The 24,742-nt window shown below is 67.6% G+C and carries 22 protein-coding genes; 10 read left to right on the forward strand and 12 right to left on the reverse strand.

The window, feature by feature from the left end:
• Positions 1-75: 75 nt before the first annotated feature.
• Both C1926_RS09865 and C1926_RS09870 read right to left on the reverse strand, forming a co-directional pair.
• Positions 76-1,029: a sodium:calcium antiporter gene (locus C1926_RS09865; protein WP_108759052.1), complete on the reverse strand. Its 954-nt coding sequence runs from the start codon at positions 1,027-1,029 to the stop codon at positions 76-78.
• A 74-nt stretch (positions 1,030-1,103) separates the two neighbouring features.
• Entirely contained in the window at positions 1,104-1,742 is a 639-nt protein-coding gene (locus tag C1926_RS09870; RefSeq protein WP_108759053.1) for a hypothetical protein, read from the reverse strand.
• A gap of 124 nt (positions 1,743-1,866) precedes the next feature.
• Between C1926_RS09870 and C1926_RS09875 the strand changes: the two genes are divergently transcribed.
• The gene (locus C1926_RS09875; protein WP_108759054.1) at positions 1,867-2,430 is read left to right on the forward strand and encodes a hypothetical protein; all 564 of its coding nucleotides are present in this window, start codon (positions 1,867-1,869) and stop codon (positions 2,428-2,430) included.
• A 128-nt stretch (positions 2,431-2,558) separates the two neighbouring features.
• Here the strand turns inward: C1926_RS09875 and hmgA are convergent, their stop codons facing one another.
• Positions 2,559-3,857, reverse strand: coding sequence for a homogentisate 1,2-dioxygenase (hmgA, locus tag C1926_RS09880; protein WP_108759055.1), 1,299 nt, complete (start codon positions 3,855-3,857; stop codon positions 2,559-2,561).
• A 102-nt stretch (positions 3,858-3,959) separates the two neighbouring features.
• Positions 3,960-5,072 (reverse strand): 4-hydroxyphenylpyruvate dioxygenase, encoded by a 1,113-nt coding sequence (hppD, locus tag C1926_RS09885; RefSeq protein ID WP_174208704.1) that lies wholly within the window; start codon positions 5,070-5,072, stop codon positions 3,960-3,962.
• 129 nt (positions 5,073-5,201) lie between these two features.
• On the opposite strand from hppD, the gene C1926_RS09890 reads away from it, so the two are divergent.
• Both C1926_RS09890 and C1926_RS09895 read left to right on the forward strand, forming a co-directional pair.
• Complete coding sequence (locus tag C1926_RS09890) at positions 5,202-5,696, forward strand: MarR family winged helix-turn-helix transcriptional regulator (RefSeq protein WP_079223924.1); 495 nt, start codon at positions 5,202-5,204, stop codon at positions 5,694-5,696.
• Positions 5,697-6,098: 402 nt separating this feature from the next.
• Positions 6,099-6,338 (forward strand): hypothetical protein, encoded by a 240-nt coding sequence (locus C1926_RS09895; protein WP_079223925.1) that lies wholly within the window; start codon positions 6,099-6,101, stop codon positions 6,336-6,338.
• Positions 6,339-6,410: 72 nt separating this feature from the next.
• Here the strand turns inward: C1926_RS09895 and C1926_RS09900 are convergent, their stop codons facing one another.
• The 4 genes from C1926_RS09900 to C1926_RS09915 form a co-directional block, all read right to left on the reverse strand.
• Positions 6,411-7,538: a hypothetical protein gene (locus tag C1926_RS09900; protein ID WP_108759056.1), complete on the reverse strand. Its 1,128-nt coding sequence runs from the start codon at positions 7,536-7,538 to the stop codon at positions 6,411-6,413.
• Between the two features lie 143 nt (positions 7,539-7,681).
• Complete coding sequence (locus tag C1926_RS09905) at positions 7,682-8,293, reverse strand: thioredoxin family protein (RefSeq protein WP_079223927.1); 612 nt, start codon at positions 8,291-8,293, stop codon at positions 7,682-7,684.
• An 18-nt stretch (positions 8,294-8,311) separates the two neighbouring features.
• The gene (locus C1926_RS09910; protein WP_108759057.1) at positions 8,312-9,811 is read right to left on the reverse strand and encodes an oligopeptide:H+ symporter; all 1,500 of its coding nucleotides are present in this window, start codon (positions 9,809-9,811) and stop codon (positions 8,312-8,314) included.
• Between the two features lie 181 nt (positions 9,812-9,992).
• Positions 9,993-10,868, reverse strand: coding sequence for a tryptophan 2,3-dioxygenase family protein (locus C1926_RS09915; RefSeq protein WP_108759058.1), 876 nt, complete (start codon positions 10,866-10,868; stop codon positions 9,993-9,995).
• Between the two features lie 337 nt (positions 10,869-11,205).
• Here C1926_RS09915 and pdhA point away from each other — a divergent pair, with 337 nt between their 5' ends.
• Genes pdhA through C1926_RS09935 form a run of 4 tightly spaced genes read left to right on the forward strand, consistent with a single transcriptional unit; the run spans position 11,206 to position 15,091 of the window.
• Positions 11,206-12,288 carry a pyruvate dehydrogenase (acetyl-transferring) E1 component subunit alpha gene (gene pdhA, locus C1926_RS09920; RefSeq protein ID WP_079223930.1) on the forward strand — a complete coding sequence of 361 codons (1,083 nt, stop codon included), beginning with the start codon at positions 11,206-11,208 and terminating at the stop codon, positions 12,286-12,288.
• Positions 12,281-13,348: an alpha-ketoacid dehydrogenase subunit beta gene (locus tag C1926_RS09925; RefSeq protein ID WP_079223931.1), complete on the forward strand. Its 1,068-nt coding sequence runs from the start codon at positions 12,281-12,283 to the stop codon at positions 13,346-13,348. Before pdhA ends, C1926_RS09925 begins: the two co-directional genes overlap by 8 nt.
• Before the next feature lies 1 nt (position 13,349).
• A complete protein-coding gene (locus C1926_RS09930; RefSeq protein ID WP_079223933.1) occupies positions 13,350-13,703 on the forward strand; it encodes an SH3 domain-containing protein in 354 nt (117 codons plus the stop codon).
• Positions 13,700-15,091 (forward strand): dihydrolipoamide acetyltransferase family protein, encoded by a 1,392-nt coding sequence (locus C1926_RS09935; RefSeq protein ID WP_108759059.1) that lies wholly within the window; start codon positions 13,700-13,702, stop codon positions 15,089-15,091. Before C1926_RS09930 ends, C1926_RS09935 begins: the two co-directional genes overlap by 4 nt.
• An 86-nt stretch (positions 15,092-15,177) precedes the next feature.
• On the opposite strand, the gene C1926_RS09940 is transcribed toward C1926_RS09935, so the two are convergent.
• The 3 genes from C1926_RS09940 to C1926_RS09950 all read right to left on the reverse strand — a co-directional run bounded on the left by C1926_RS09940 (position 15,178) and on the right by C1926_RS09950 (position 17,114).
• On the reverse strand, positions 15,178-15,564 hold the full coding sequence (locus tag C1926_RS09940; protein WP_108759060.1) for a VOC family protein: 387 nt from the start codon (positions 15,562-15,564) through the stop codon (positions 15,178-15,180).
• Between the two features lie 207 nt (positions 15,565-15,771).
• Positions 15,772-16,479 carry a YafY family protein gene (locus C1926_RS09945; RefSeq protein ID WP_108759061.1) on the reverse strand — a complete coding sequence of 236 codons (708 nt, stop codon included), beginning with the start codon at positions 16,477-16,479 and terminating at the stop codon, positions 15,772-15,774.
• Positions 16,479-17,114, reverse strand: coding sequence for an NAD-dependent dehydratase (locus C1926_RS09950; RefSeq protein WP_108759062.1), 636 nt, complete (start codon positions 17,112-17,114; stop codon positions 16,479-16,481). Before C1926_RS09950 ends, C1926_RS09945 begins: the two co-directional genes overlap by 1 nt.
• 107 nt (positions 17,115-17,221) lie before the next feature.
• On the opposite strand from C1926_RS09950, the gene C1926_RS09955 reads away from it, so the two are divergent.
• Entirely contained in the window at positions 17,222-18,760 is a 1,539-nt protein-coding gene (locus C1926_RS09955) for a GGDEF domain-containing protein (protein ID WP_108759063.1), read from the forward strand.
• Between the two features lie 57 nt (positions 18,761-18,817).
• On the opposite strand, the gene C1926_RS09960 is transcribed toward C1926_RS09955, so the two are convergent.
• On the reverse strand, positions 18,818-19,744 hold the full coding sequence (locus C1926_RS09960) for a DUF808 domain-containing protein (RefSeq protein WP_108759064.1): 927 nt from the start codon (positions 19,742-19,744) through the stop codon (positions 18,818-18,820).
• Positions 19,745-19,989: 245 nt separating this feature from the next.
• On the opposite strand from C1926_RS09960, the gene C1926_RS09965 reads away from it, so the two are divergent.
• Positions 19,990-21,633 carry an AarF/UbiB family protein gene (locus C1926_RS09965; protein WP_234458342.1) on the forward strand — a complete coding sequence of 548 codons (1,644 nt, stop codon included), beginning with the start codon at positions 19,990-19,992 and terminating at the stop codon, positions 21,631-21,633.
• A 232-nt stretch (positions 21,634-21,865) separates the two neighbouring features.
• Positions 21,866-23,971: a phosphoglycerol transferase I gene (locus C1926_RS09970; RefSeq protein WP_108759066.1), complete on the forward strand. Its 2,106-nt coding sequence runs from the start codon at positions 21,866-21,868 to the stop codon at positions 23,969-23,971.
• The last annotated feature ends 771 nt before the right edge of the window (positions 23,972-24,742 follow it).

Below are 24,742 nucleotides of genomic sequence, written 5' to 3' on the forward strand. Positions count from 1 at the left end.
TTGGTCGGCACAGCTCATTGATGGTGGGTGCCGACCGTTGGTCGGCACGGTAGGTCATCCACGCGTGGCGTGGATCTACAGGACCAAGGCGATCTCCAGCCCCAGCCACGCAACGAATGCGCCCAGCAGAATCGCGCCTTCCACCCGGCTGATGCGCAGGTCACCGCGCAGCATCGGGTACAGCACCAGGGCGAAGGCCAGCAGCGCCGGCAGTTCCAGGCGAACGAACGAGGCCGGCAGCGCCAGCGGCTGCAGCAGGCCCATCGCACCGATCACAAGCAGCAGGTTCACCACGCTGGAACCCAGCACGTGGCCCAGCACCATGTCGCCGTGGCCGCGCCGCGCCGCCGCGAGGGCCGCGGCCACTTCCGGCAGCGCGGTGCCGATGGCCACCGGCAACAGGCCCACCAGCAGCGGGGTCCAGCCCAGCGCCGTGCCGAAATCCGCCGCAGCGCCCACCACCAGGCGCGCGCCCCAGTAGAGCGTGAGCGCGGCGATCAGCACGCGCAGCACGTTCAGCGGCAGGCTGGTGCGGCTCAGCGCGGATTCGGCGATGACCGCCTGCACGTCCGGCGCTTCCAGGCGCCCGCGGCGCAGCAGCACGATCTGCACCAGCACGAAGCCCGCCACCAGCACGCCGGCTTCCCAGCGCTGCAGGCGACCATCCAGGCCGAACACGATCAGCAGCAGGCCGGCGGCCAGCAGCGACCACCACAGCACGCCCTGCAGGCGCGCGCGCAGCAGCAGCGGCGCGGCGATGGCAGCCACGGCCAGGGTCAGGCCGAGATTGGCGATGCTGCTGCCGATGGCGTTGCCCAGGGCCAGCTCGGGCTGGCCAAGCCACAGCGCGCGCGCATTGACCGCCAGTTCCGGCAGCGACGTGGCGACGCCCAGCAGCAGCAGGCCGGCAGTGAAGGCACTGGCGCCGAAGCGCTGGGCGAGGCCGGCGACGGCCTTGACGATGGAATCCCCGCCCAGCGCCAGCAGCAGCAGGCCAAGCAGGAACCAGGCAATTGAAATGGCGATCATCGAGCACTCCCCAGCGGTCGTGGCGCGATTCTACGCGTGGCCCACCCTTGGCGGGTGAGCCACGGCGGCCGTGGTCAGCCGCAGCCTTCCACGTAATCCACCTGCGGGGTCTGGCCGACCCGCCAGCTGCCGACCTTGCCGTCGGCGCCCAGCGCGAAATCGATGATGGCCGCGCCTTCCTGGGCCGGGCGAACGCGCAGGTGCTGGGCCTTCTCGTCGTACTTGTCCGGGCCGAGGTCGGCGCGTTCGGGGTACAGCAGCTGCAGCTCGCCCAAGGTCATGCCGACCTTGCCGCCGCCCGGGGCGACGATGCCGGTGCTGCGCACGTCGTAGCGCACCAGCTTGCGGCCTTCGATCATCAGGCGCGGGTCCTCGGCATCCTGCGGGCGGAGGAAGTAGCAGCCGTCGTTGTTGTCATCGGCCGGCAGCGGCTTCCCTGCCGCATCGGTGCCCAGGCCCTGCAGCGGCGTGCCGAAGCCACTGCGCACCTCGGCGATGGGCGCACCCAGGTGGGCGCCGCCGAAGCCATCCAGCCGCGCCGGGCTGTCGCTGCGCGGGTCGGCCGGGGACGTCGGCGCCAGGTCGGCATCAGCCGGGGCGGTGGCGGTCGCCGTGTCCTTGGCCGGGGCAGAGGCCTCGGCGGGGGCGTCGGCGGTGCGGTTGCAGGCGGCCAGCGACAACAGCAGCAGGCCGGCGATGGGCAGGTGTTTCATGGGTGCGGGTCCTTGGCACAGGGTGCTGGCACGCTAGCGCAGCGCGCGTGCAGGCGCTGCATTGTCATCGCCGTTTCATGGCCCTCGTTCAGGCTCGGCGTGCACCGACTTGGCTGTCCTTTCCATGCAACCGCGCAAGACCGACCTCGCCCGAACCGCGCTGCAGGCCCACCGCGCGCCGCTGGACATGCGCCAGCGCCGGCTGCTGATCCTGTGTGATGGCCAGCGCAGCATCGCCGACCTGACCGGCTTGATCGGCCAGGAGGCGCCCGCCATGGTGATCCAGCTGGTCCAGGGCGGCTACCTGGAAACCGGCGCGCCCGCGCCACCACCGCCGGCACCGTCACCGCCCGTGGCTCCCCGCCCGACGGCGGCGGTGGCACCCGCAATGGCCCCTGCAGCTGCGCCTGCGCCTGCACCCGCCGCCCCGGTGGAGCGCCGCCGCTCGCTGGTGGCCGCGCGCATCTACCTGCTGGGCATCCTGGAAATGCAGCGCAATCCGATGGCCGCCGCCCTGTTCCGCGACCTGCAGCAGGCCCGCGCCGAAGAGGATGTGGTGAAGGTGCTGCAGGCAGCGTTGCAGGCGTTGCCGGGCATGACCTCCGACGGCTACTGCGAGCGCGTGCGGCAGCGCCTGCTGGAGGCGCTGCCGACGGAGCATTGCGACGCCTTCGCGGCAACGGCGTAGGGTCGCGGGAACATCCACGCATGGCGTGGATCTACAACATCACCCGGTCGGATTGACCACGTGGATCCACGCCATGCGTGGATCCCGCATCCCGCCAGTAGATCCACGCCATGCGTGGATGCAGTGGATCAACGGAAATGGTTGCGCAGGCCGTTCCAGCACTGCTGGTAATCGCCCTGGCGGTGGCCGGCGGACAACGCCTGCGCGCTCGGGCGGATCACCGCGCGGGTCTCGAACATGAAGGCCATCGTGTCCTTGATGACATCGGCCTTGGACAGGTCGGCGTTGGACGCCTTGTCGAAGGTCGGCGCATCCGGGCCGTGCCCGCTCATGCAGTTGTGCAGCGATGCGCCACCGGGCACGAAGCCTTCGGCCTTGGCGTCGTAGGCGCCGTGCACCAGGCCCATGAACTCGCTGGCGATGTTGCGGTGGAACCACGGCGGGCGGAACGTGTTCTGCGCCACCAGCCAGCGCGGCGGGAAGATGGCGAAATCCATGTTGCTGGTGCCCGGCGTGTCGCTGGGCGAATGCAGCACCAGGAAGATCGAGGGGTCCGGGTGGTCGTAGCTGATCGAGCCGATCGTGTTGAAGCGGCGCAGGTCATAGCGGTACGGCGCGTAGTTGCCGTGCCAGGCCACCACGTCCAGCGGCGAATGATCGATGGGCGCGCGCCACAGGCGGCCCTCGAACTTGGCGATCAGTTCGAAATCACCGTCCACGTCCTCGAACGCGGCGTGCGGCGTTTCGAAGTCACGCGGGTTGGCCAGGCCGTTGGCACCGATCGGGCCCAGGTCCGGCAGCTTCAACAGCGCGCCGTAGTTCTCGCAGATGTAGCCGCGGCTGGGGCCGTCCGGCAGCTCGACGCGGAAACGCACGCCACGCGGAATCACCGCGATCTGCTGCGGCTCGACCTCGACCACGCCCAGTTCGGTCAGCAGGCGCAGCGCGCCCAGCTGCGGCACGATCAGCAGTTCGCCATCGGCGTTGTAGAAGTAGCGGCCCACCATGTCCCGGTTGGCTGCGTACAGATGGATGCCGACGCCGGCGTGCGCATCGGGCGAGCCGTTGCCGCCCATCGTGTACAGGCCTTCGACGAAATCGGTCGGCAGTTCCGGCAGCGGCAGCGGGCTCCAGCGCATCTGGTTGGGCGAGGCCGGCTGCGCGCCGAAATCACACTGCAGCTGCGACTGCGCGAACGGGGTGAACTCGCCGTGGGTCACCGCCGGGCGGATGCGGTACAGCCAGCTGCGGCGGTTGCTGCCGCGCGGTGCGGTGAACGCGGTGCCCGACAGCTGTTCGGCGTACAGCCCGTGGGCCACCTTCTGCGGTGAGTTCTGCCCGACCGGCAGCGCGCCGGCGACGGCCTCGGTGGCGAATTCGTTGCCGAAACCGGACTGGTAGCCGCGGGCGGTGATGGCGGTGGACATGGTGGCTCCTGGAACGGCGATGCCGGAACGGAAAGCAGCCGAGCATGGCTCGGCTCTACAGGTGAGCAGCCGCCGGGCGTTGCCCGGCGCTGCCGATGAACGTTACAGCACGCCGCGGCGGATCTGGTCGCGCTCGATGCTCTCGAACAGCGCGGTGAAGTTGCCTTCGCCGAAGCCTTCGTTGCCCTTGCGCTGGATGATCTCGAAGAAGATCGGGCCGATGCAGTTCTGGGTGAAGATCTGCAGCAGCTTGCGCTGGTGGGTTTCCGGGTCGGCATCGATCAGGATCTTGTTCTTCGCCAGGCGCGCCACGTCTTCACCGTGGTTGGGCACGCGCTGGTCGATCACATCGAAGTAGGTCTCCGGCGTGTCGAGGAAGTCCACGCCCTGCGCGCGCATGGCTTCGACGGTCTCGTAGATGTTGTCGGTGAAGCAGGCGATGTGCTGGATGCCCTCGCCCTTGTACGCGTCCAGGTACTCGTTGATCTGGCTCTTCGGGTCGGACGACTCGTTCAGCGGGATGCGCACGATGCCGTCCGGGGCGGTCATCGCCTTGGACACCAGGCCGGTCTTCAGGCCCTTGATGTCGAAGTAGCGGATCTCGCGGAAGTTGAACAGGCGCTCGTAGTAATCCGACCACTGCTGCATGTTGCCGAAGTACAGGTTGTGGGTCAGGTGGTCGATGAAGGTCAGGCCGAAGCCGAACGGACGCAGGTCGGCGCCGTCGATCACCTCGTAGTCGCCATCGAAGACGCTGCCGGCGCTGCCGTAGCGGTCGACCAGGTACAGCATGCAATCGCCGATGCCCTTGATGACCGGGGCGTTGACCGCCTTGCTGTCCGGCTTGAAGGCGATGGCCTCGGCGCCGTTGCCCAGGGCGGTCTGGTAGACCTCCTGGCCCGGCTTCTTGAAGCGGATGGCAAAGCCGCAGGCGCAGGGGCCGTGCTTTTCGGCGAAGTCGGCGGCGAAGGAATCGGGGTCTTCGTTGACGAGGAAGTTGACGTCGCCCTGGCGATAGACGGTAATCGGACGCTGCTTGTGCTTGAGCACCGCGCTGAAGCCCATCTTGCGGAAGTACTCGTGCAGCTCCTGGCCACGGCCGGCCGGGGCGGCAAATTCGACGAACTCGAAGCCGTCGATGCCCATCGGGTTTTCGAAGGTGGTGACCTGCATGCCGGGGTTCGGGTGCGAGGCGGTCGGGACTGCGGTATTCATGGCGTGGCTCCGAATCGGTACCGCATCGGTACAAACCAGGTGCGGGCTAGGGTGGACCCGGCGAGAATGCAGGGTCCGGACATACCACTTATAGTTACACTTGAAACCACCAGCAAGGTGCACCGCAGCATGAGCCCAGCCGACCCCGCCTCCACCCGCGTGCGTGCCTCGCACGTCCTGCTCGACCTGGAACAGTTCCTGCCGTATCGGCTGAGCGTGCTGTCCAACCGTGTGAGCGGCAACATTGCCAAGCTCTATGGCGACCGCTACGGCCTGGCCATTCCCGAGTGGCGGGTGATCACCATCCTGGCGCTGTACCCGGGGTCGTCGGCCAGCGAGGTTTCCGATCGCACGGCGATGGACAAGGTCGCGGTCAGCCGCGCGGTGGCGCGCCTGCTGGAGCGCGGTTTCATCAAGCGTGAGACGCACGGCGATGACCGCCGACGCTCGGTGCTGGCGCTGTCGGCGGCCGGTTTCGAGGTATACGAGACGATCGCGCCGCTGGTGATCGAGATCACCCGCAAGCTGATGTCGGTGCTGAGCGAGGAAGAGGAGCAGGTGCTGGAGAAGCTGATCCTGCGGCTGGCCGGCGATGGCCTGGAGCGGATGGGCGAAGGCGTCTGAGGGGAAGGTTTCCGGGGCGCCTGCCCCGGTCCCCGGTAGTGCCGGCCGCCGTTCCGGTAGATCCACGCCATGCGTGGATGACGTTGCCTGCCTCGCCCGGTGTGTCGTCGGCAACCCTTCGCGGGTCCATCGGGCCGTCGTTGATGACGTTGATCGCGTGCAATTGGGTGTCCGCCGACGAGCGGCACCCGGGCCTCACGCGTCACTGGCTGTCGGCGTTGCCACCTGATGTTTCGGGATTGGCCCGGTAGCATCGTCCTGGACAGATCAGGCCTATCCAAGGGCCTCAATCGAGTGATTTTGCCTATTGGACGAACGCTCCGGCCGGGGCGAGGTTGGGCACGCAGCGGAGCACCGCTGCCGGGGTTGAACGCCCGTTGATCCAGGCCCAGGAATCCCGCCATGTCCCGATCCGCCCGCCGCAAAGACCCGGCGCCCTCCCCCATCACCCTCGATCATGAGGCCGACCTGCAGTGCATCGATGAGGCGCTGGCGACGGTGGAGTCCATCGCCGATGCCTGGTTTGAACACCATCGCCTGAAGCCCTGCCCGCCCGGGTTCCTGCTGTCACTGAACCGGCTGCGCGACTTCACCAGCTTCGCCAAGGCCTACGCGACCGCGCTGCGGCTCGTGCGCGAGTAGATCCACGCCATGCGTGGATGGCTGCGATGGGGTCAGAGCCCTTTCCTGCGGAAAGGGATCCGACCCCGGCGCTCAGCTCAGGTGCTTGCGCCGCGCATGGATCCACGGCACGGCCAACGCGGCGATGGCACCGCCGGCAAAGCCCAGCGAGGCGGCAACCGTAGCCGCCTCGATCGCACCGGGCAGCGCCAGCGCGGCAGCTACCAGCAGCAGTGATGGCAGGCCGACAAAGGTGCCGAGGAAGAAGGTCCAGCGCGGCGACCAGGTGTTGAGCTGCAGCAGGCTGACCGGCTGCCAGGCCTCCGAGGCGGTGTCTTCGGCGATCTTCGCCACCACCTTGCCAAGGTCCACTTCCGGCACCAGCCGGCCCGGGCGGGCGGCGGCGATGGCCTCGGCCACCGCCTCCACCGGCGGGAAGCTGGCCGGCCACGCGCCCGGCGCGGCCACGCCATAGGCGGTCAGCAGCGGCACGCTCAGCCACGGCGCCACCAGCGGGCGCACCTTGCGCCGGCCGTACACGCACCAGATCTGCGCCTGGCCGTGCGCGGTCACGTTGTACAGGGCAAGCTCGCCCGGCGGCGGGTAGCCCAGCATGGTCACCCGTGCGGCCATGCTGTCCTGGTCCATCGCGCGCAGGAACCCTGGGCGGCTGCGCCCTTCCTGCATCCAGGCCAGGCCGAGCGCGCCGACCAGCCAGGCTTCGGCGACGTCCTTGCTGCCAGCAGTGGCGCGCTCATCCGCGGCCAGGTACCAGGCCAGCGATTTCGGTTCGGCCACGTCGTCCACGCCCCAGCGGCTGTCGTCGCCCAGCACGTGGCGCACCGGCAGGCGTGCCGGCGCGGTCTCGCCGCGTTCGCCGGTGTGCAGGAACGGCAGTACGCCCTGCACGAAGCTGGGCAGATCAATCGCGCGCAGGCCATTGCCCTGCCATTCCGGCGGCAGCAGGCCAGCCAACTGGCCCTCGGCGGCCAGGCGGTCCAGGCGCGACTTCTGTTCAACCAGCTTCTTCACCGCGCCCTTCAGCACGACGTTGTCCGGCAGGGCGATCTGCGGCAGGCGGTGGCGCGGCGGCGCCAGCTCCACGGTGTCCTCGCCGGTGCCTGCGTCATCCAGCAGGGCATCCTGCGGCGGCAGGCTCACCCCCTCGGGGGCGGCGTCACTGGCCGCTTCGGGCAGGCGTTGGGCGTGGTCGGTGTGCATGGGCGCTCCGGTAGGGGCAGCCGACGATCCTGTCGACTGACGTCCTTGCCGTTAGCGGCCATGGGGTGGGTTTCTGTAGCGGTCGAGCCACGGCAGTCGAGCATGCCGGGCAGTCGAGCATGGCTCGACTCTACAAATTCGGGTCAGCGCTGCGGCGCCCACTTCTTCAGGAAGGCCATGAACTTGCTGCGGTTGTAGCCCTTGCCTTCGTTCTTTGCTTTTTCCAGCTCGCCGGTGAACTGCGACTGCAGCAGGGTGCCATCCGAATCGAGCACGAACAGGTGCGGGTAACCCTTAACCTGCGGGTACTGCGAGAGAAACGCCGCGTTCTCGTTCTCTTCGCTGTAGTTCACCTTCATCCAGACGTAGTTCGCATCGCGGAAGCGGCGGATCTCAGCATCGCCTTCCACGAACTGGTCCATCAGGTGGCACCAGGGGCACCACTCGCCGCCCACGTCCAGGATGATGTGCTTGTTGCCGCGCTGGGCTTCGACCTTGGCCGTTTCCAGATCGGCGGCCGGGTCGCGGGCCGGGTCGAAGCTGGCATTGAGGCCGGCGATGGCGGCGATATCGGCCGCCGCCGGGGTGTTGCCCGAGGCCACCGGCGCGCTGGGATCAGCGGCCGGTGGCTCGGTGGGACGGGTGTCGAGCGGCTGCGTCGGTTCGGCCGGTGCCGGCGGCGGTTGCTGGGAACAGGCGCCGATCAGCGCCGCACACACCACTGCCACCACTGCACTGCCGAACGTTGTACGCATGCCTACTACCCTCTGTGTTTACTTGACGCCGTGCATCAGCTTGTTGATCAGCGGGGCCACCAGGAACAGCACCACGCCGGAGCCGATCAGGGCCCAGAAACCGAAGGTATACCCCTTCAGTGCCGATTCGATCGTCATGCCACCTTCACCGGACACCGCGCCGGCGAAGATACCCGACAGGTTGTTGCCGATGCCGGTGGACAGGAACCAGCCACCCATGCCGAAACCGACCAGGCGCACCGGGGCCAGCTTGGTCACCATCGACAGGCCGATCGGCGACAGGCACAGCTCACCCACCGACTGGATGACGTAGACCATGAACAGGGTCCAGAACGGAATCTTGCCGTCCACGACCATCTGCGACAGGGCGAACATCAGCAGGGCGAAGGCGGCGCCGTTGAACAGCAGGCCCAGGCCGAACTTGCGCGGGATGGACGGATTGGCGCTGCCCATGGCCACCCAGATCCAGGCGATGATCGGCGCCAGGGTGATGATGGCCACCGAGTTGACCGACTGGAACCACGCGGTCGGGAAGGTCCAGTCACCGAACTTGCGGTTGACGATGTTGTCGGCCAGGAAGGTGAAGGAGCTGCCCGCCTGTTCGAAGAACATCCAGAACATCACGTTGAAGGCGAAGATGATCAGCATGGCGATCACGCGGTCGCGCTGCACCTTGCCCTCGCGGATGCCTTCCACCAGCAGCAGGATGGCCAGGACGGTGAACATCGCGCCCAGGATCCAGGCCAGCGCAGCGGCGCCGGTGGCCAGCAGGAAGTACGACACCGGAATGGCGACGATCGCACCCACCACCACCTTGATGATCGGGCCGATGCCTTCGGCGCCGGCCGGCGGTGCACCAATGCCCTTCAGGCCGGCGCGACCGATGTAGAACCACACCAGCGAAACCAGCATGCCCACGCCGGAGGCGATGAACACGATCTTGTAGGACGGCATCTCGGCGGTGCCGAAGATCTTGCGGGCCAGGTACTCGGTCAGCACCGGGGCGATCATCGCGCCGATGTTGATGCCCATGTAGAAGATGGTGAAGCCCGAATCGCGGCGCTCATCCTTCAGGCCGTACAGCTTGCCGACCATGGTGGAGATGTTGGGCTTGAACATGCCGTTGCCGACGATGATCGTGGCCAGGCCGAGCTTGAAGATGTGCTCCTGCGGCAGGGCGATCATGAACAGGCCTGCGGCCATGATGACCGCGCCGGTCAGGATCGACCGCTGGTAGCCCAGCACCCGGTCGGCCACGTAGCCACCGAAGATCGCCGCGGCGTACACCAGGGCCAGGTAGGCGCCGTAGATGCGGCTGGCGTCGGCTTCGCCGGCGGCACTGCCGTTGCGGAACTGGGCAACGATGTACAGCACCAAGGCCCAGCGGATGCCGTAGAACGCAAAGCGCTCCCAGAACTCGGTCATGAACAGCATCCACAACGGGCGCGGGTGGCCCATCAGGGTCTTGAATTCCGGCACGGCCGGCTCTGGGGTGTTCGCAGTGGCGTTTAGGCTCATGCGGGTTTCCTGGTTCGGTGGATGGACGGCACATCCGATGTGCGCTTGGAGCAACGCGCGAGGATCACCGACTTCTGGCGTTCACGTCAAATACACGCCGTTTGAGGCAGGTCACGGCCTGCTCGCTGAACTTGCATCTGAAACGATCCAGCCCATCGCCGGCGGCCTTGCTGAATGGGGCTCAGGCCGGGCCGGCCGGTGGTGCCACCTGCAGGCTGGTGCGCACCTGGAACAGCTCGGGGAAGAAGGTCAGCTCCAATGCCTGTCGCAAAAAGCCCACTCCGGAGGAGCCGCCAGTGCCGCGCTTGAAGCCGATCACCCGCATCACGGTACGCATGTGGCGGAAGCGCCACAGCTGGAAGGCGGTTTCCAGGTCCACCAGGTCCTCGCACAGCGAGTACTCGCGCCAGTAGCGATCGGTGTCCTGGTAGATGCGGGCGAACACCGGCTGCAGGCTGTCGTCGGACACGTGCGGCTGGGTCCAGTCACGGTCGGTGTAGAGGTCGGGGATGGCGTGGCCGAAGCGCGCCAGGTACTTCAGGAATTCCTCGTACAGGCTCGGCGCTTCCAGCACGCTGCGCAGCTGCGCCTGGCCTTCCACGTCATGCTCGAACACCTGCAGCATCTGCGCGTTCTTGTTGCCCAGCAGGAACTCGATGTAGCGGTACTGCAGCGACTGGAAACCGGAGGACGGGCCCAGCACGTCGCGGAAGCCCATGTACTCGGACGGGGTCAGCGTTTCCAGCACCGACCACTGCTCGGTCAGCTGGCGCAGCACCTGCTTGCTGCGCGCCAGCACCTTGCGGCACTGCCAGACTTCATCGCGCTGCAGGAAGCCGATCGCCGCCCGCAGCTCGTGGCCCAGCAGCTTCAGCCACAGCTCCGAGGTCTGGTGCTGGATGATGAAGAGCATCTCGTCGTGGTGCGGCGGGTTGGACAGCGGCTGCTGCGCGGTCAGCAGCTGGTCCAGCCGCAGGTAGCCGCCGTAGGTCAGGCGCCCGTGCAGGTCGGTGTGGATGCCGGCTTCGAGATCGCGTTGGTTGTTGTCGACGGACATGGGCGGGACCAGATCAGGGGCGGCAAGGGTAGCGCGTTGCCTGCCGTGCGGGCAGCGGGCAAGGGGCAGCGTACGGACCATACCGGGGCGTGCAGTGGCCTGTGGAACCGCCGTTGCGCGTGGAACCTTTCGCGCCGTTGCGCCGGCAGTCAGCCAAAGGCGTATTCTGATGCTTTGCAGCAACGACTGAATACGTTGTTGTTATTGGCCCCCGAGCCGTCGCCAGGGGTACAAAGGGGAATCCCCGTGTTGCGCCGCAGGAAGGCTATTTCGTACGCGTTCCTTAACATGGCGATTCATATCATTTGTAACTTCTCTGTCGAAGGTGCAGTACGCAATGACGGTTGCCGCTGAGTTCAAGATCGAATACCTGCAGTACCTGGACGCGGACGGCAAGCTCGTCCGTGACGACCTGCCCGCATCCCTGAAGGATCCGGCCGTCCTGGTGCCGCTGTTCAAGCAGATGCTGTACGTACGCACGTTCGACAGCAAATCCATCGCGCTGCAGCGCACCGGCAAGCTCGGCACCTATGCTGCCTGCCTGGGCCACGAAGCCGCACACGTCGGCATCGGCGCTGCGATGAAGGCCGGCGACGTGTTCGCGCCCAGCTACCGCGAATACGGTGCGATGTTCATGCGTGGCGTGCGCCCGTACGACGTGCTGATGTACTGGGGCGGCGACGAGCGCGGCAATGACTACACCGGCAACGCGGTGAAGGACTTCCCGTTCTGCGTGCCGATCTCCACCCAGTGCCTGCATGCTGCCGGCGCTGCGCTGAAGTTCAAGCTCAACAACGAAGCGCAGATCGCGGTGGCGGTGTGCGGCGATGGCGGCAGCTCCAAGACCGACTTCTACGCCGCGCTCAATTCCGCCGGTGCCTACAAGCTCCCGCTGATCCTGTGCATCGTCAACAACGGCTGGGCGATCTCGGTGCCGCGTTCGGCCCAGACCGGCGCCGAAACCCTGGCCCAGAAGGGCCTGGCCGGTGGCCTGCACTGCCTGCAGGTGGACGGCAATGACCTGATCGCCGTGCTGGCCGCGATGGAACAGGCACGCGAACGCGGCCTGGCTGGCGACGGCGGTACCGTGCTGGAGCTGCTGACCTACCGCCTGTCCGACCACACCACCGCCGACGACGCACGCCGTTACCGCGACGACGCCGAAGTGAAGGACGCCTGGACCCGTGAGCCGATGCTGCGCCTGCGCAAGTACCTCATCGCCCAGGGCGTGTGGAGCGAAGACGAAGAAAAGACCTGGGTCGAGCAGTGCGCGGCCAAGGTGGACGAGGAAGTGAACCAGTACCTCAATACCCCGGTGCAGCCGGTCGAGGCGATGTTCGACTACCTGTATGCCGATCCGCCGGCGGACCTGCTGGCCCAGCGCGCGGCCGCCATTGCCCTGGAGCAGCGCCATGGATGACATCAAGACGGGCGCATCCGCTTCCCAGGCCAATGCCGCCGACAGCGCCGCTGTCGCCGGTGGAGATATCGCAATGACCGCTACCCCCATCACCCTGATCGAAGCCATCACCCAGGCCCTGGCCTGGGAGCTGGAACACGACCCGTCGGTGCTGGTGCTGGGCGAGGACGTGGGCGTCAACGGCGGCGTGTTCCGTGCCACCGCCGGCCTGCAGCAGCGCTTTGGTTCGCAGCGCATCCTCGACACCCCGCTGGATGAAACCACCATTGCCGGCCTGACCGTCGGCCTGGCCGCACAGGGCATGAAGCCGGTGGCCGAAGCCCAGTTCGACGGCTTCGTCTACCCGATGGTCGACCACATCATCTGCCACGCCGCGCGCCTGCGCACCCGTACCCGTGGCCGCCTGCACTGCCCGATGGTGCTGCGCGTGCCGTGGGGCGGTGGCATCCGCGCGCCGGAACACCACAGCGAAGCCAACGAATCGATCTTCACCAACGTGCCGGGCCTGCGCGTGGTGCTGCCGTCCAGCCCGCAGCGTGCCTACGGCCTGCTGCTGGCCGCCATGCGTGATCCCGACCCGGTGATCTACATGGAACCCAAGCGCATCTACCGCCAGTACAAGGAAGTGGTCGTCAACGACGGCGAAGCGCTGCCGCTGGACGTGTGCTTCGTGCTGCGCGACGGCACCGACGTGACCCTGGTGGCCTGGGGCGCACAGGTGAAGGAAGCGCTGGAAGCGGCCGACAAGCTGGCCGGCGAAGGCATCAGTGCCGAAGTCATCGACGTGGCCACGCTGCGTCCGCTGGACTTCGCCACCATCGCCGAATCGGTGGCCAAGACCGGCCGCTGCGTGGTCGTGCAGGAAGCCCCGAAGACCGCGGGTTTCGGTGCCGAGATCGCCGCGCGCCTGGCCGAGGAATCCCTGTACGACCTGCTGGCCCCGGTCGAGCGCGTTACCGGCTACGACACCCACATTCCGCTGTTCCGCCTGGAAATGAAGTACCTGCCCAGCGTGGACCGGATCGTGACCGCGGCCAAGCGCGCGGTGGCGGCAGGCTGACATGCGGGCCCGCCTCCTTGGGGCTTACCGCAGCCAGTATTCCAACCCGCTCCGGTTCCGCACCGGCCAGATCGTCGAAGTCGGTGTACGTGACGAGGAATGGCCGGCGTTTGCCTGGGTACGCACCAACGATGGGCGCGCTGGATGGGCGCCCGTCGCTTGGCTGCAGCTGCTGGATGATGGTCGCGCCGAAGCCCTGCGCGATTACGACGCCCGCGAGCTGGATGTGGAAAACGGCGAGATGGTGAAGCTGCATCACGAACATGGTGGGTGGTGGTGGTCCGAGCGCGCGAATGGCGCGACGGGCTGGCTGCCGGCCCGCGAACTGGAACTGCTGGAAGAGAACTGCACATGAGCCAGACCAAGAATTTCAACCTGCCCGACCTGGGTGAAGGCCTGCCGGACGCGACCATCGTCGAGTGGTTCGTCAAGGAAGGCGACGTGATCAAGCTGGACGCGCCGCTGGTGTCGATGGAGACCGCCAAGGCCGTCGTGGAAGTGCCCTCGCCGGTGTCCGGCAAGGTGCTGAAGCTGTCCGGCGCCGCCGGCGACATCATCCCGACCGGCGCGGTGCTGGCCAGCTTCGAGATCGACCCGAACCTGCCGCAGCGCGCCGATGGCCAGGACACCGGCCACAGCCACGGGCACGCCCCGGCGGCCCCGGCGGCCCCGGCCGCACCGAACCCGCCGCCGCTGCCGGCCGCCCCGGTGGCTGCCGCCGCTGAAGAAAAGGCCGAGCGTGATGACGCCGGCACCGTGGTCGGCGCGATGCAGAGCTCCAATGCCGTGCACACCGAACAGGCGCTGGCCGTCGGTGGCGTCAAGGCCGTGCCGGCCGTGCGTGCCACCGCGCGCAAGCTGGGCGTGGACCTGGCCCGCGTGCGCGCCACCGGCGCCGATGGCGCGGTGACCATGGCCGACGTCAAGCAGGCTGCGGCCGACGGCAGCGCCAAGCTGGGGGCTGCCCCGGCACCGGTAGCCGCCGCTGCTGCGTATACCGCCCCGGCCCCGGCCCAGGTGGCTGCGCCGGTGCAGAGCGAAGCCCGCACCCCGCTGTCCGCCGCCGGCAAGCCGATGCGTACCCAGCCGCCGGGCGTGGTCGCCAAGGGCCAGCCGGAGCCGCTGAAGGGCGTGCGCCGCAACATGGCGCGGGTGATGGCCGATGCGCACAGCAAGGTCGTGCCGACCACGCTGAATGACGACGCCGACATCCACGCCTGGCTGCCGGGCAACGACGTCACCGCCCGCCTGGTGCGCGCGATCGTGGTGGCCGCGCAGAAGGTGCCGGCCATGAACGCCTGGTTCGACGGCGAAGCGCTGACCCGCACCCTGCACGCGCAGGTGGACATCGGCATCGCCGTGGACACCGACGACGGCCTGTTCGTGCCGGCGCTGCGCAATGCCGACATGCTCGATGCCCGCGGCATCCGCGAAGGCGTCAACCGCCTGCGCGAACAGGTGGAAGCCCGTTCCATCGCGGCCTCCGAACTGAGCGGCTACACCATCTCGCTGTCAAACTTCGGCATGTTCGCCGGCCGCTACGCGACCCCGGTCGTGGTGCCGCCGTGCGTGGCCATCATCGGTGCCGGCCGTGCCCGCCACCAGATGACCCCGGTGATGGGCGGCGTGGAAGCACACAAGGTCATCCCGCTGTCGGTGACCTTCGACCACCGCGCCGCCACCGGCGGCGAAGCGGCCCGCTTCCTGCGCGCGATGATGGACGACCTGGCACTGGCCAGCTGATGGGTGGGTGCCAACCGTTGGTTGGCACATGAACTGAAAAAACGCCGGGCATTGCCCGGCGTTTTTTTGTGGGCGCAGCGTGGCGATCAATCGCGCGCAACCAACCCTTCGGCGCGGCTGTAGACACGCAGGCGATGGCCATCGGGATCGACGCCAACGAAGGTGTGGCCGAATTCCAGGGTGACCGGCGCCTGGGTGATCTGCACGCCGAGTGCGCGCCAGGCGTCGTGCAGCTGCTGCACTTCTGCAGCGTTGGCCACCACCATCGCCAGCTCGGCCGCGCCGGCTTCTGCGGTGACCGCTGGCAGCACGCCATCACGCTGCCACAGGCCCAGCGCCGCGCCATCGCCAAGCAGGAACAGGGCGAAGCCGGGCGACTGCTCGACCGGCGGCGTGCCGAGGATGCTGCTGTAGAACGTGGCACTGGCGGTGACATCACGCACGTACTGCAGCAGGGTGCTGGGCTTGAACATGGGGAACCTCCGTTGTTGGGAGTGTCCATGGTGGTGCGGCCCTGCTGACAGATCCTGTCGGCAGCGTGGCGGCGCTGGCTTCTGTTTCTGCCTTGGTAGAGTCGACTGTCAGCCGACTGCTCTTGCCTCAGAAAGTCCCGCGCGGCGCGCGATAGTCGACTACCAGTCGACTCTACCCCCGCTTCTCTACCTCCGCCGGCCGGCAACTCACGACTGGTCCAGCCAATCCGGGGCGATGCCCTGTGCTTTCTGCCAGCGCCGCAGCAACGTGCCGCGCGGCACCAGGTAACGCGCTTCCAGCGTGCGTACCCGGCAGATGCGGTCCAGGCGGAAATGGCGGAAGTCCTCGCGGCTTTCGCACCACGCCGCCAGCATCTGCACTTCATCGAAATAGCCCAGCGCGAAGGGCCAGACCACGCGCTCGGTGCGCTGCCCTTGTGCATCCTCATAGGCAAACTGCAGCCGCATCTGCGCGCCTACCGCCTCGCGTACTGCCTGCAGCCGCGCCGGTGGCACCTTCGCCGCGGCTTTCGAGGGACCTACGCGCAGGCCGCTGTCGCGCAGTGCTTCGCGGCGTGCCGCTGGCAGTACGTGGGCGATGCGTGCCAGCGCATCACGGGCGGCGTCGGCCAGCGCCGGCTCGGTGCGCGCGGCCACCCAGCGCAGGCCCAGTACCAGTGCATCGATCTCGGCCGGGGGCAGGGTCATCGGCGGCAGCACGTCGCCGGGCACCAACTGGTAACCCACGCCGGCCTCACCACGCAGGTCGGCGCCCTGTGCGCGCAGCGTCTCGATGTCGCGGTACAGCGTGCGCAGGCTGATGCCCAGCGCATCGGCCAGCGCCTGCCCGGCCACCGGCCGGCGGTGCCGGCGCAGCAGCTGCAGCAGTTGGCTCAGGCGCAGCGCACGCGACATCAGCCGACCAGCGCGCTGGACGCCACCACGTGCTCGCCCGGCGGCGGCGCCAGCGCAGCATCCACCAGCGCCCTGGCGATACGGCTGGCCGGATTGATCCGCCATGCCCGCGGCAGCACCGGCCCCAGCGCGCCCAGCAACTGCAGGGCGAAGTGTTCGCCACGGCGTACCTGCTGCCGCTGCCCACCAATCAGGCCCGGCCGCACCAGGGTGAGCGAAGCAAAGGTGAGCGCGCGCAGATCGCGCTCGAGCTCGCCCTTCACCCGGTTGTAGAAGAACGCCGAGCCTGCATTGGCGCCAGCGGCCGAGTTCAGCACGAGCACGCGGGCGCCCTGGCTGCGCGCCAGCCGGGCGAAGGCCAGCGGGTAATCGTGGTCGATGCGGTAGAAGGCCTCGCGGCTGCCGGCCTGGGCCATCGTGCTGCCCAGGGCGCAGATCACCGCATCCACCTGCGCCCAGTCCGGCGCATCGGGCAGCGCGTCGAACGACAGCACGGGAGCATGCAGCTTCGGATGGCTCAGGCCCAGCGGGCGCCGGGTCGGGGCCACTATCGCGCGGCAAAGCGGGTCGTCCAGCAGCATCGGCAGGGCCAGCCCGCCGACCAGGCCGGTCGCCCCCAGCAACATCACGCGCATACCCACCTCCACTGCGGCATCCTGTCGCCCATCGTAGCCGTTCAAGCCGTCGGCGGCCGCGCCGATATGCTGTCACCAGTCCCTGCCAGCCCCAGGATTTTCTTGCCATGACGGACCAGCCCGACCACCGCCCTGCCCCCGGCACCGCCTTGGGACCGCCGGCGCACACGCGCGCGGTGCCCGACGATGGCCGTGGCGACCGGGTGGTCCTGCAGGGCGGCACGGCCGTGGCCCTGCAGCAGCTGTTTGCCGGCGCCGATGCACCCGAGCCGCTGCTGGCCGCCTTTGCCAATGGCATGGCCACCCTGCCCGGCGAGCTGGGCGACATGGGCGACCGCCTGCAGTCGGCGCAGGCCAGCGCCGACTGGCCGCGCTATGGCCGGGCGATGCGGCAGCTGATCGACAAGTACATCCGCACCATCGAGCAGCATTCGCCCGATGGCCAGCCCGACAGCCTGCGCCTGTCCGAACAGCTGCGCCTGCTGCTGGGCGGCGCGGTGGTGTCGCTGCTGCTGCACGACCCGGACCTGCGCGAGCAGGCCCAGGCGCTGGCCGCCCAGCTGCGGCAATGGCAGCCGGGAGCGCCGCTGGAGCCCATCGAACAGGGCGTGCGCGAGCTGGGCCACCAGGTGGGCGTGCGTGCGGAAAGCTGGCAGGAACAGCAGGCGCTGCTGCTGGAGCTGTTTGCCCTGCTGCTGGAAAACGTGAGCGAGCTGCTGGATGACCGCAGCTGGCTGCAGGGGCAGATCGCCGCCGTACGCCAACTGCTGGCCGGGCCGCTGGAAGCGGAGTCGGTCGAGCGCACGCGCGCGGAACTGCGCGAGGTGATCTACAAGCAGGGGCTGCTGCGCCAGGGCATCGATGATTCAAAGGCGGCGATGCGCGGCCTGATGGGCGAGTTCATCGAGCGCATGGACGGCATGGCCGCCAGTACCGGTGAGTACCACGACCGCATCGGCACCTATGCCCTGCAGCTGCGCGAGGCGCGCAGCATCGCCGACCTCAACCACCTGCTGCAGGAAGTGATGCACGACACCGGCAAGGTGCAGCAGCAGGCCGCGCAGGCGCGTGACCACCTGGCCAGCGCGCGGCAGGAAGTGGAACGGGCCGAGCGGCGCATCACCGAGCTGGAACAGGAACTGCGCGAAGCTGGCGACCTGGCCCGCATCGATCCGTTGACCCAGGCCCTGAACCGGCGCGGGCTGGACGAAATGCTGCAGCGGGAAATGGCACGGGCGGCGCGCAACAACACGCCGCTGGGCCTGGCGGTGATCGACCTGGATGACTTCCACCAGACCAACGATACCCATGGCCACGCCGGCGGTGATGCCCTGCTGCAGCACCTGGTGTCGATCTGCCGGCTGCTGCTGCGCGCCACCGATGGTGTTGCCCGGCTCGGCGGTGACGAGTTCGTGCTGGTGCTGCCGGAAACCCCGGGCGCCGACAGCATGGCCACGGTGCAGCGCCTGCAGCGCTCGCTGGCCCATCGCGTGCTGACCGTGCAGGACCAGCGCGTACCGGTGCATTTCAGCGCCGGCATGGCGCAGTGGCAGCCCGGCGATGATGCCGAGGCCCTGCTGCGCCGCGCCGATGAGGCCCTGTATGTTGCCAAGCGCCAGGGCAAGAACCGGGTGCAGGCGGGGTAATCCCGCCCTGGTGGGTGCCGACCGTTGGTCGGCACGCCCTTCGCCCGGCGGCCGTTGTTACTTCCCGCGCAGCTTCTGGATGCCGGTCACCGCGGCCAGCACGATCGCACCGGCAACGATGCCGACCACCATGTTCGCCGCCGCACTGATCAGCCAACCCCACTGCCCTTCGCCACCGAAGCCCTGCACCGCGTGGTGCAGCACCGGCACGTTGTGCACCAGGATGCCGCCGCCGACCAGGAACATGGCGATGGTGCCGGCCACCGACAGGAACTTCATCAGCCACGGCGCGGACACCACCAGGCCACGGCCGAACGCGGCCACCGCCCCGCCCTTGCGCGACAGGTACAGGCCCACGTCATCCAGCTTCACGATGCCGGCCACCAGCCCGTAGACGAACACCGTCATCGCCAGCGCGACCACGGCCAGGGTCACCAGCTGCTGGGTGAAGGCCGCGGTGGCCACCACGCCCAGGGTCAGCACGATGATCTCGGCCGAGAGGATGAAGTCGGTGCGGATGGCGCCCTTCACCTTGTCCTTTTCCCACGCCACCATGTCCACCTGCGCATCGGCAAGCGCCTTGCGCCGCTCAGCCTGGTGCTCGGCGTCCTCGTCGGACGAATGCAGGAAGCGGTGGGCCAGCTTTTCCACGCCTTCGAAGCACAGGAAGGCACCGCCGATCATCATCAGCGGCACGATCAGCGGCACGTTCCAGCCCCGGCTGTGCAGCCAGGCCTCCAGCGCGCTGATCGCCAGCGCCGCCGGCACCAGGATCACCTTGTTCACCAGCGAGCCCTTGGCCACCGCCCACACCACCGGCAGTTCGCGGTTGGCGTTGACGCCGGTCACCTGCTGCGCGTTCAGCGCCAGGTCGTCGCCCAGCACGCCGGCGGTTTTCTTTGCCGCGACCTTGGTGAGGATCGAGACGTCGTCGAGCAGGGTGGCGATATCGTCGAGCAGGGCAAACAGGCTGGCACCGGCCATGGTGGATCCAAAGAGGGGATGGACGGATTCTGACTGATCCGGTGCCTGCTGCGGAAGCGGGTTCACCGCGTGCCTACCGCCGCCCGGCCACACTGCAGGGCCCCGGTAGTGCCGGCCGCTGGCCGGCAGCCGCCCCGCCCCGGCGTTGCCGGCCAGCGGCCGGCACTACCCCTGTCTTGCCTGCATGGGAGTTCCGCTTGAGCAATCCGTCCACCGCCACGGCCAATCCCCCGCTGGTCAAGGGCATGAACCGGCGCAGCCAGATCCTGCGCCTGCTGATGCGCTACCGCCATTCGGGCGTTTTTTCCGGCATGAACCTGGACGCGGCCGGCAGCCATACCGACGTGCCGGCCGACGGCAACCCGGAGCAGTTCGTCAGCGACCTCGAAGCGCTGGGACCGACCTTCGTCAAGCTCGGGCAGATGCTGTCCACGCGGCCGGACATGGTGCCGCCCGAATTCGCCACGGCGCTGGAGCGCATGCAGGAGAACGTGGCGCCGATTCCCGTCGAGCGCATCCACGCCATCGTTGAACAGGAACTGGGTGCCGGGGTGAACAAACTGTTCGCTTCGTTCGACCCCGAGCCGCTGGGCTGCGCCTCGATCGCGCAGGTGCATCGTGCCGTGCTGCACGACGGCCGCCAGGTGGCGGTGAAAGTGCAGAAGCCGGAAGTCGCCGCACAGCTGCGCTCGGATCTGGAGGCGCTGCGCAGCTTCGCCCTGGCGGCCGACCACCTCACCCAGGTCGGTCGCCGCGTGCGCCTGCGCGACTGGCTCAACGAATTCGCCAAGACGCTGATGCAGGAGCTGGACTACCACGCCGAGGCCGAGAACCTCGCGCGCTTCGGCCGCCACCTCAAGCCGTTCCGGCGCCTGTGGGTACCGCAGCCGCTGTGGGACTACTGCAGCCAGCGCGTGCTGACGATGGAGCTGGCCACCGGCGTGCGCGTGGACGCGATTCCCGACGTGCGCCGCACCGAGCAGGCGATGGATCCCCTGGCCGCCGCATTGATCCGTGGCTACCTGGACCAGATCTTCGTGCATGGCGAGATCCATGCCGACCCGCATCCGGGCAACCTGCGGGTGACCCCCGACGGGCGCCTGGCGATCTTCGACCTGGGCATGGTCGCGCACATGCCGCCGCGCCTGCGCGAGCGCCTGCTGAAGATCCTGTTCGCCGCCGTTGATGGCCGCGGCGAGGAAGTGGCTGACGACCTGATCAGCATCAGCACGCGCCTGGAAGCCTTCGACGAGGAACGCTACCTGCGCGAGACCGGCCAGCTGATCGCACGCTATGCCGCCAGCGGCAGCTTCTCCGAAGGCCGCGTGGTGCTGGACATGGTGCGCATCGCCACCGCGTCCGGCCTGCGCACGCCGCCGGAACTGAGCCTGGTCGGCAAGGCCCTGCTCAACCTGGAAACCGTCTGCCGCCTGCTGGCGCCGGACCTGGATACGCGCCGCATCGTCGAGCGACAGCTGCAGCACGTGATGCGCGCGCGCCTGAAGAAATCGCTGTCGGCCGCCAACCTCGCCAGCGAGGCGATGGAGCTGCAGCAGCTGCTGCGCGATGGGCCACGCAAGCTGACCGACATCATGGCGCTGCTGGCCGAGAACCGCCTGCAGATGAAGGTGACCGGGCTGGAAGAATCGCGGTTGATGGAGAACCTGCAGAAGATCGCCAACCGCGTGGCGGCCGGCATCATCAGTGCAGCGCTGATCATGGCTGCCTCGCTGATGATGAAGCTGGAAACCGGCTGGCACCTGTTCGGCTACCCTGCCATCGCACTGTTCCTGATGCTGATCGGCGTCGTGCTTGGGTTGGGCATCGTGACCAGCGCGTTGCTGTTTGATCGGCGTGCACGTGCGCGCGAGGAACGCGGGCATCGTTGAAGAAACGGGAAATCGCGCCGTTTCTTAATGAAATCGCGTAGCTGCATTCACACTGTTTTTACCTGCAGCACGCGTTTTCACCTCATGTAACAAACAAACATTTCAGTCAGGTTCGTGCATGCACTATCGGGTCATCAGCCTGTCATGCATGTGTGCTTGAGGCAGCGCTGGTCGGATGGACACGCGTCGGTACGACGTCCATCACCACCTCCCGTCACTGCCGAAGCCGCTTATGCTCTGGATCCTGCTGCTGTCGCTGTTGCTGTTGGCCTGGTTGTTCCTCGCCTCCGATAAGTGGGTGTGGTGGAAGGCGAGCACCTTTTCGCTGCTGCTGCTCCTGCTCAGCACGTGGTGGTTGATCGACAAGCTGTCCGGCGATGGCCTGAACGCAGCAACGCTCTACCACCTGGGCGCCGACATGGAAGGCGCGGGTATCGCGGACTTCAAGGGCTACATCGCCGGCTACATCGGGCTCATCGTGGTCTCGCTGCTGCCGCTGTTCGCCACGCGGGTGAAGCGCTGGCGTCGCCCCGGCCACGGCGGCGCATGGTTCGCGGGCTTCGCGGTGGTGTGGATCGCCACGATCATGGTCAGCCCGCTGGCACGCGATGGCCAGCGCCTGTACCAGCAGCTGCGCCCGGTCGATTTCGCCCGCATCGCCCCCGAATACCAGGTGCCGACGCAGCCGCTGCAGCGCCCGCGCAACATCGTCTGGATCTATGGCGAAAGCCTGGAGCGCACCTACCTGGACGAGAACGTGTTCCCGGGCCTGATGCCCAACATCAACCGCCTGGCCAGCCAGTCGCTGGACGTGCGCGGCCTGGCATCGGCCGAGGGCAGCGGCTGGACCATCGCCGGCCTGGTGTCATCGATGTGTGGCGTGCCGTTGACCACCTCGCAGGGCGATGAGAACAGCATGGACCGCATGGGCAGCTTCCTGCCCAAGGCCGTGTGCCTGGGCGATTACCTGAAGCAGCAGGGCTACACCAACCATTACCTGGGCGGCGCCAGCGGCCGCTTCGCCGGCAAGGGCCAGTTCCTGGCCAGCCACGGCTTCGATGAAGTGCACGACCTGGAGTGGTTCAAGCAGCAGAAGAAGATCGGCCGCGTGCATTACTCGCCGTGGGGCGTGCACGACGACGTGCTGCTGGACACGGCCTACCAGCGCTTTGAACAGCTCTCGCGCAAGGGCGAGCCGTTCATGCTGACCACGCTGACCATGGACACCCACCACCCGGCCGGCCACCTGCCCGTGGCGTGCAAGGGCCAGCGCTATGAGAGCAGTTACGGCAACATCAACATGCTCAACGCACTGAAGTGCAGCGACCGGCTGATCTCTCAGCTGGTGCAGCGCATCCAGGCCAGCCCGTACGGCAAGGACACGCTGATCGTGATCGCCTCGGACCACCTGGCGATGCCCAACGACCTCACCAGCATCCTGACCAGGCAGAAGCGCGAGAACCTGCTGCTGTTCCTGGGCGATGGCATTGCCCCGCAGCAGCTGAAAGCTGACGCCGGCACCACCCTCGATTCGGGTGCGACGCTGCTCAGCCTGCTGGACCCGCAGCTGAAGACGATGGGCTTTGGCCGTTCGCTGATCGACACCCACCGTGCACCGAGTGCCAGCGTGGCGACCCAGCGTGACGGCGGCCGCGATTACCCGCAGTACCTGGCCTTCGCCCGCTCGCTGTGGCTGGGCGAACCCACCCGCGAGCTGAAGATCGATGGTGATGACCAGGTGGTGGTGGGACTGCAGCACGTGCAGCCGCCGGTGCTGCTGGAGTACGACAAGGACTGGGGCCTGAAGTCGGTGTATCTGGAGAACACCTCGCGACAGTTCGACGATGCCGACCCGGACAACACCCTGGCCTATGTGGACCGCTGCACCGCGTTCGAGGATGGCTCGGCCGATGGTGACTGGTGCGCGCTGCTGGTGAACCGCGACAACGGCATCAAGCTGTTCCGCGATGACGACCTGCGTGGCGGCATCGCGGTGGATGCACCGCTGGAATCGTTCCAGGGCCCGCGCCCGAGCGTGCGCCAGGCGCACATGATCACCCAGAAGGGCCGCCGCACCCGTGCGGGCCAGTACATGCTGGAACTGGTGGCGAGCACGCGCCCTGACCGTGGTTTCTGGATCGAGGCGGTATCGTCGCAGCGCAAGGTGGTGCTGGCGCAGCAGTGGGTACAGCCGGATGCGGACGGCAAGATCAACGTCTCGTTTGGCCTGGACCACGAGGTGGATGATCTGGAGATCCGGGCGTGGTTGAACCATGCCGAGAAGCTGGCGGTGGATACGTTTGCGCTGGTGCCGTCGCGCGGGCGACCGCGGGGGTAAGAGGTTTTTTTGCAGGGCTTGTAGCCCTGCACCTGCTTCAACCCAGGGCAACGGCCAAAGCCAGAGCGGCATTCCGTGGGATGGCGGGGCACTGTGGGTTTGCGGGGACGCCGTAAACCCATCCATGGGGGCTTGGTCGCCGCATCCATGCGGCTCACACCCCGCAAACCCACAGTGCCCCGCCTTCGACAGGTTCACGCGGCTGTGGGTAGGTGCCGACCGTTGGTCGGCACATCTGTCAGATATCAAATGAAATCATCCGTGCCGACCAACGGTCGGCACCCACCAAAGCAGGACGCCGTCCCAGTAGATCCACGCCATGCGTGGATGAAATCTGTCAGATATTGATATTCGACCCCGTGCCGACCAACGGTCGGCACCCACCAAAGCAGAACGCCGTCCCAGTAGATCCACGCCATACGTGGATGAAATCTGTCAGATATTGATGTTCGACCCCGTGCCGACCAACGGTCGGCACCCACCAGAGCAGAACGTCGTCCCAGTAGATCCACGCCATACGTGGATGAAATCTGTCAGATATTAATGTTCGACCCCGTGCCGACCAACGGTCGGCACCCACCACAGCAGAGCGTCGTTCCAACAGATCGCGGAGAACTGTCGAAGGCGGGGTGGGTCCGGTTGCGGGGGTGTGAGCGGCATGGATGCCGCGACCAAGCCCCCATGGATGGGTTTACGGCGTCCCCCGCAACCGGACCCACCCCGCCAACCCACGGAATGCAGGCTTTTGACGTTGACGTTGATTTCAGCAGG

The sequence above is a fragment of the Stenotrophomonas sp. ZAC14A_NAIMI4_1 genome (assembly GCF_003086915.1).
Classification (GTDB): Bacteria; Pseudomonadota; Gammaproteobacteria; order Xanthomonadales; family Xanthomonadaceae; genus Stenotrophomonas.

Coding starts and splice junctions, on each gene's coding strand:
- C1926_RS09970 (WP_108759066.1), top strand. CDS start 21,866: ATGCTCTGGATCCTGCTGCTGTCGCTGTTGCTGTTGGCCTGGTTGTTC.
- C1926_RS09965 (WP_234458342.1), top strand. CDS start 19,990: ATGAACCGGCGCAGCCAGATCCTGCGCCTGCTGATGCGCTACCGCCAT.
- hmgA (WP_108759055.1), bottom strand. CDS start 3,857: ATGTCCACCGCCATCACCGCCCGCGGCTACCAGTCCGGTTTCGGCAAC.
- C1926_RS09960 (WP_108759064.1), bottom strand. CDS start 19,744: ATGGCCGGTGCCAGCCTGTTTGCCCTGCTCGACGATATCGCCACCCTG.
- C1926_RS09950 (WP_108759062.1), bottom strand. CDS start 17,114: ATGCGCGTGATGTTGCTGGGGGCGACCGGCCTGGTCGGCGGGCTGGCC.
- C1926_RS09915 (WP_108759058.1), bottom strand. CDS start 10,868: ATGTCCGTCGACAACAACCAACGCGATCTCGAAGCCGGCATCCACACC.
- C1926_RS09925 (WP_079223931.1), top strand. CDS start 12,281: ATGGATGACATCAAGACGGGCGCATCCGCTTCCCAGGCCAATGCCGCC.
- C1926_RS09890 (WP_079223924.1), top strand. CDS start 5,202: ATGAGCCCAGCCGACCCCGCCTCCACCCGCGTGCGTGCCTCGCACGTC.
- C1926_RS09955 (WP_108759063.1), top strand. CDS start 17,222: ATGACGGACCAGCCCGACCACCGCCCTGCCCCCGGCACCGCCTTGGGA.
- C1926_RS09870 (WP_108759053.1), bottom strand. CDS start 1,742: ATGAAACACCTGCCCATCGCCGGCCTGCTGCTGTTGTCGCTGGCCGCC.
- C1926_RS09935 (WP_108759059.1), top strand. CDS start 13,700: ATGAGCCAGACCAAGAATTTCAACCTGCCCGACCTGGGTGAAGGCCTG.
- C1926_RS09905 (WP_079223927.1), bottom strand. CDS start 8,293: ATGCGTACAACGTTCGGCAGTGCAGTGGTGGCAGTGGTGTGTGCGGCG.
- C1926_RS09945 (WP_108759061.1), bottom strand. CDS start 16,479: ATGTCGCGTGCGCTGCGCCTGAGCCAACTGCTGCAGCTGCTGCGCCGG.
- hppD (WP_174208704.1), bottom strand. CDS start 5,072: ATGAATACCGCAGTCCCGACCGCCTCGCACCCGAACCCCGGCATGCAG.
- C1926_RS09930 (WP_079223933.1), top strand. CDS start 13,350: ATGCGGGCCCGCCTCCTTGGGGCTTACCGCAGCCAGTATTCCAACCCG.
- C1926_RS09865 (WP_108759052.1), bottom strand. CDS start 1,029: ATGATCGCCATTTCAATTGCCTGGTTCCTGCTTGGCCTGCTGCTGCTG.
- C1926_RS09940 (WP_108759060.1), bottom strand. CDS start 15,564: ATGTTCAAGCCCAGCACCCTGCTGCAGTACGTGCGTGATGTCACCGCC.
- C1926_RS09900 (WP_108759056.1), bottom strand. CDS start 7,538: ATGCACACCGACCACGCCCAACGCCTGCCCGAAGCGGCCAGTGACGCC.
- pdhA (WP_079223930.1), top strand. CDS start 11,206: ATGACGGTTGCCGCTGAGTTCAAGATCGAATACCTGCAGTACCTGGAC.
- C1926_RS09875 (WP_108759054.1), top strand. CDS start 1,867: ATGCAACCGCGCAAGACCGACCTCGCCCGAACCGCGCTGCAGGCCCAC.
- C1926_RS09895 (WP_079223925.1), top strand. CDS start 6,099: ATGTCCCGATCCGCCCGCCGCAAAGACCCGGCGCCCTCCCCCATCACC.
- C1926_RS09910 (WP_108759057.1), bottom strand. CDS start 9,811: ATGAGCCTAAACGCCACTGCGAACACCCCAGAGCCGGCCGTGCCGGAA.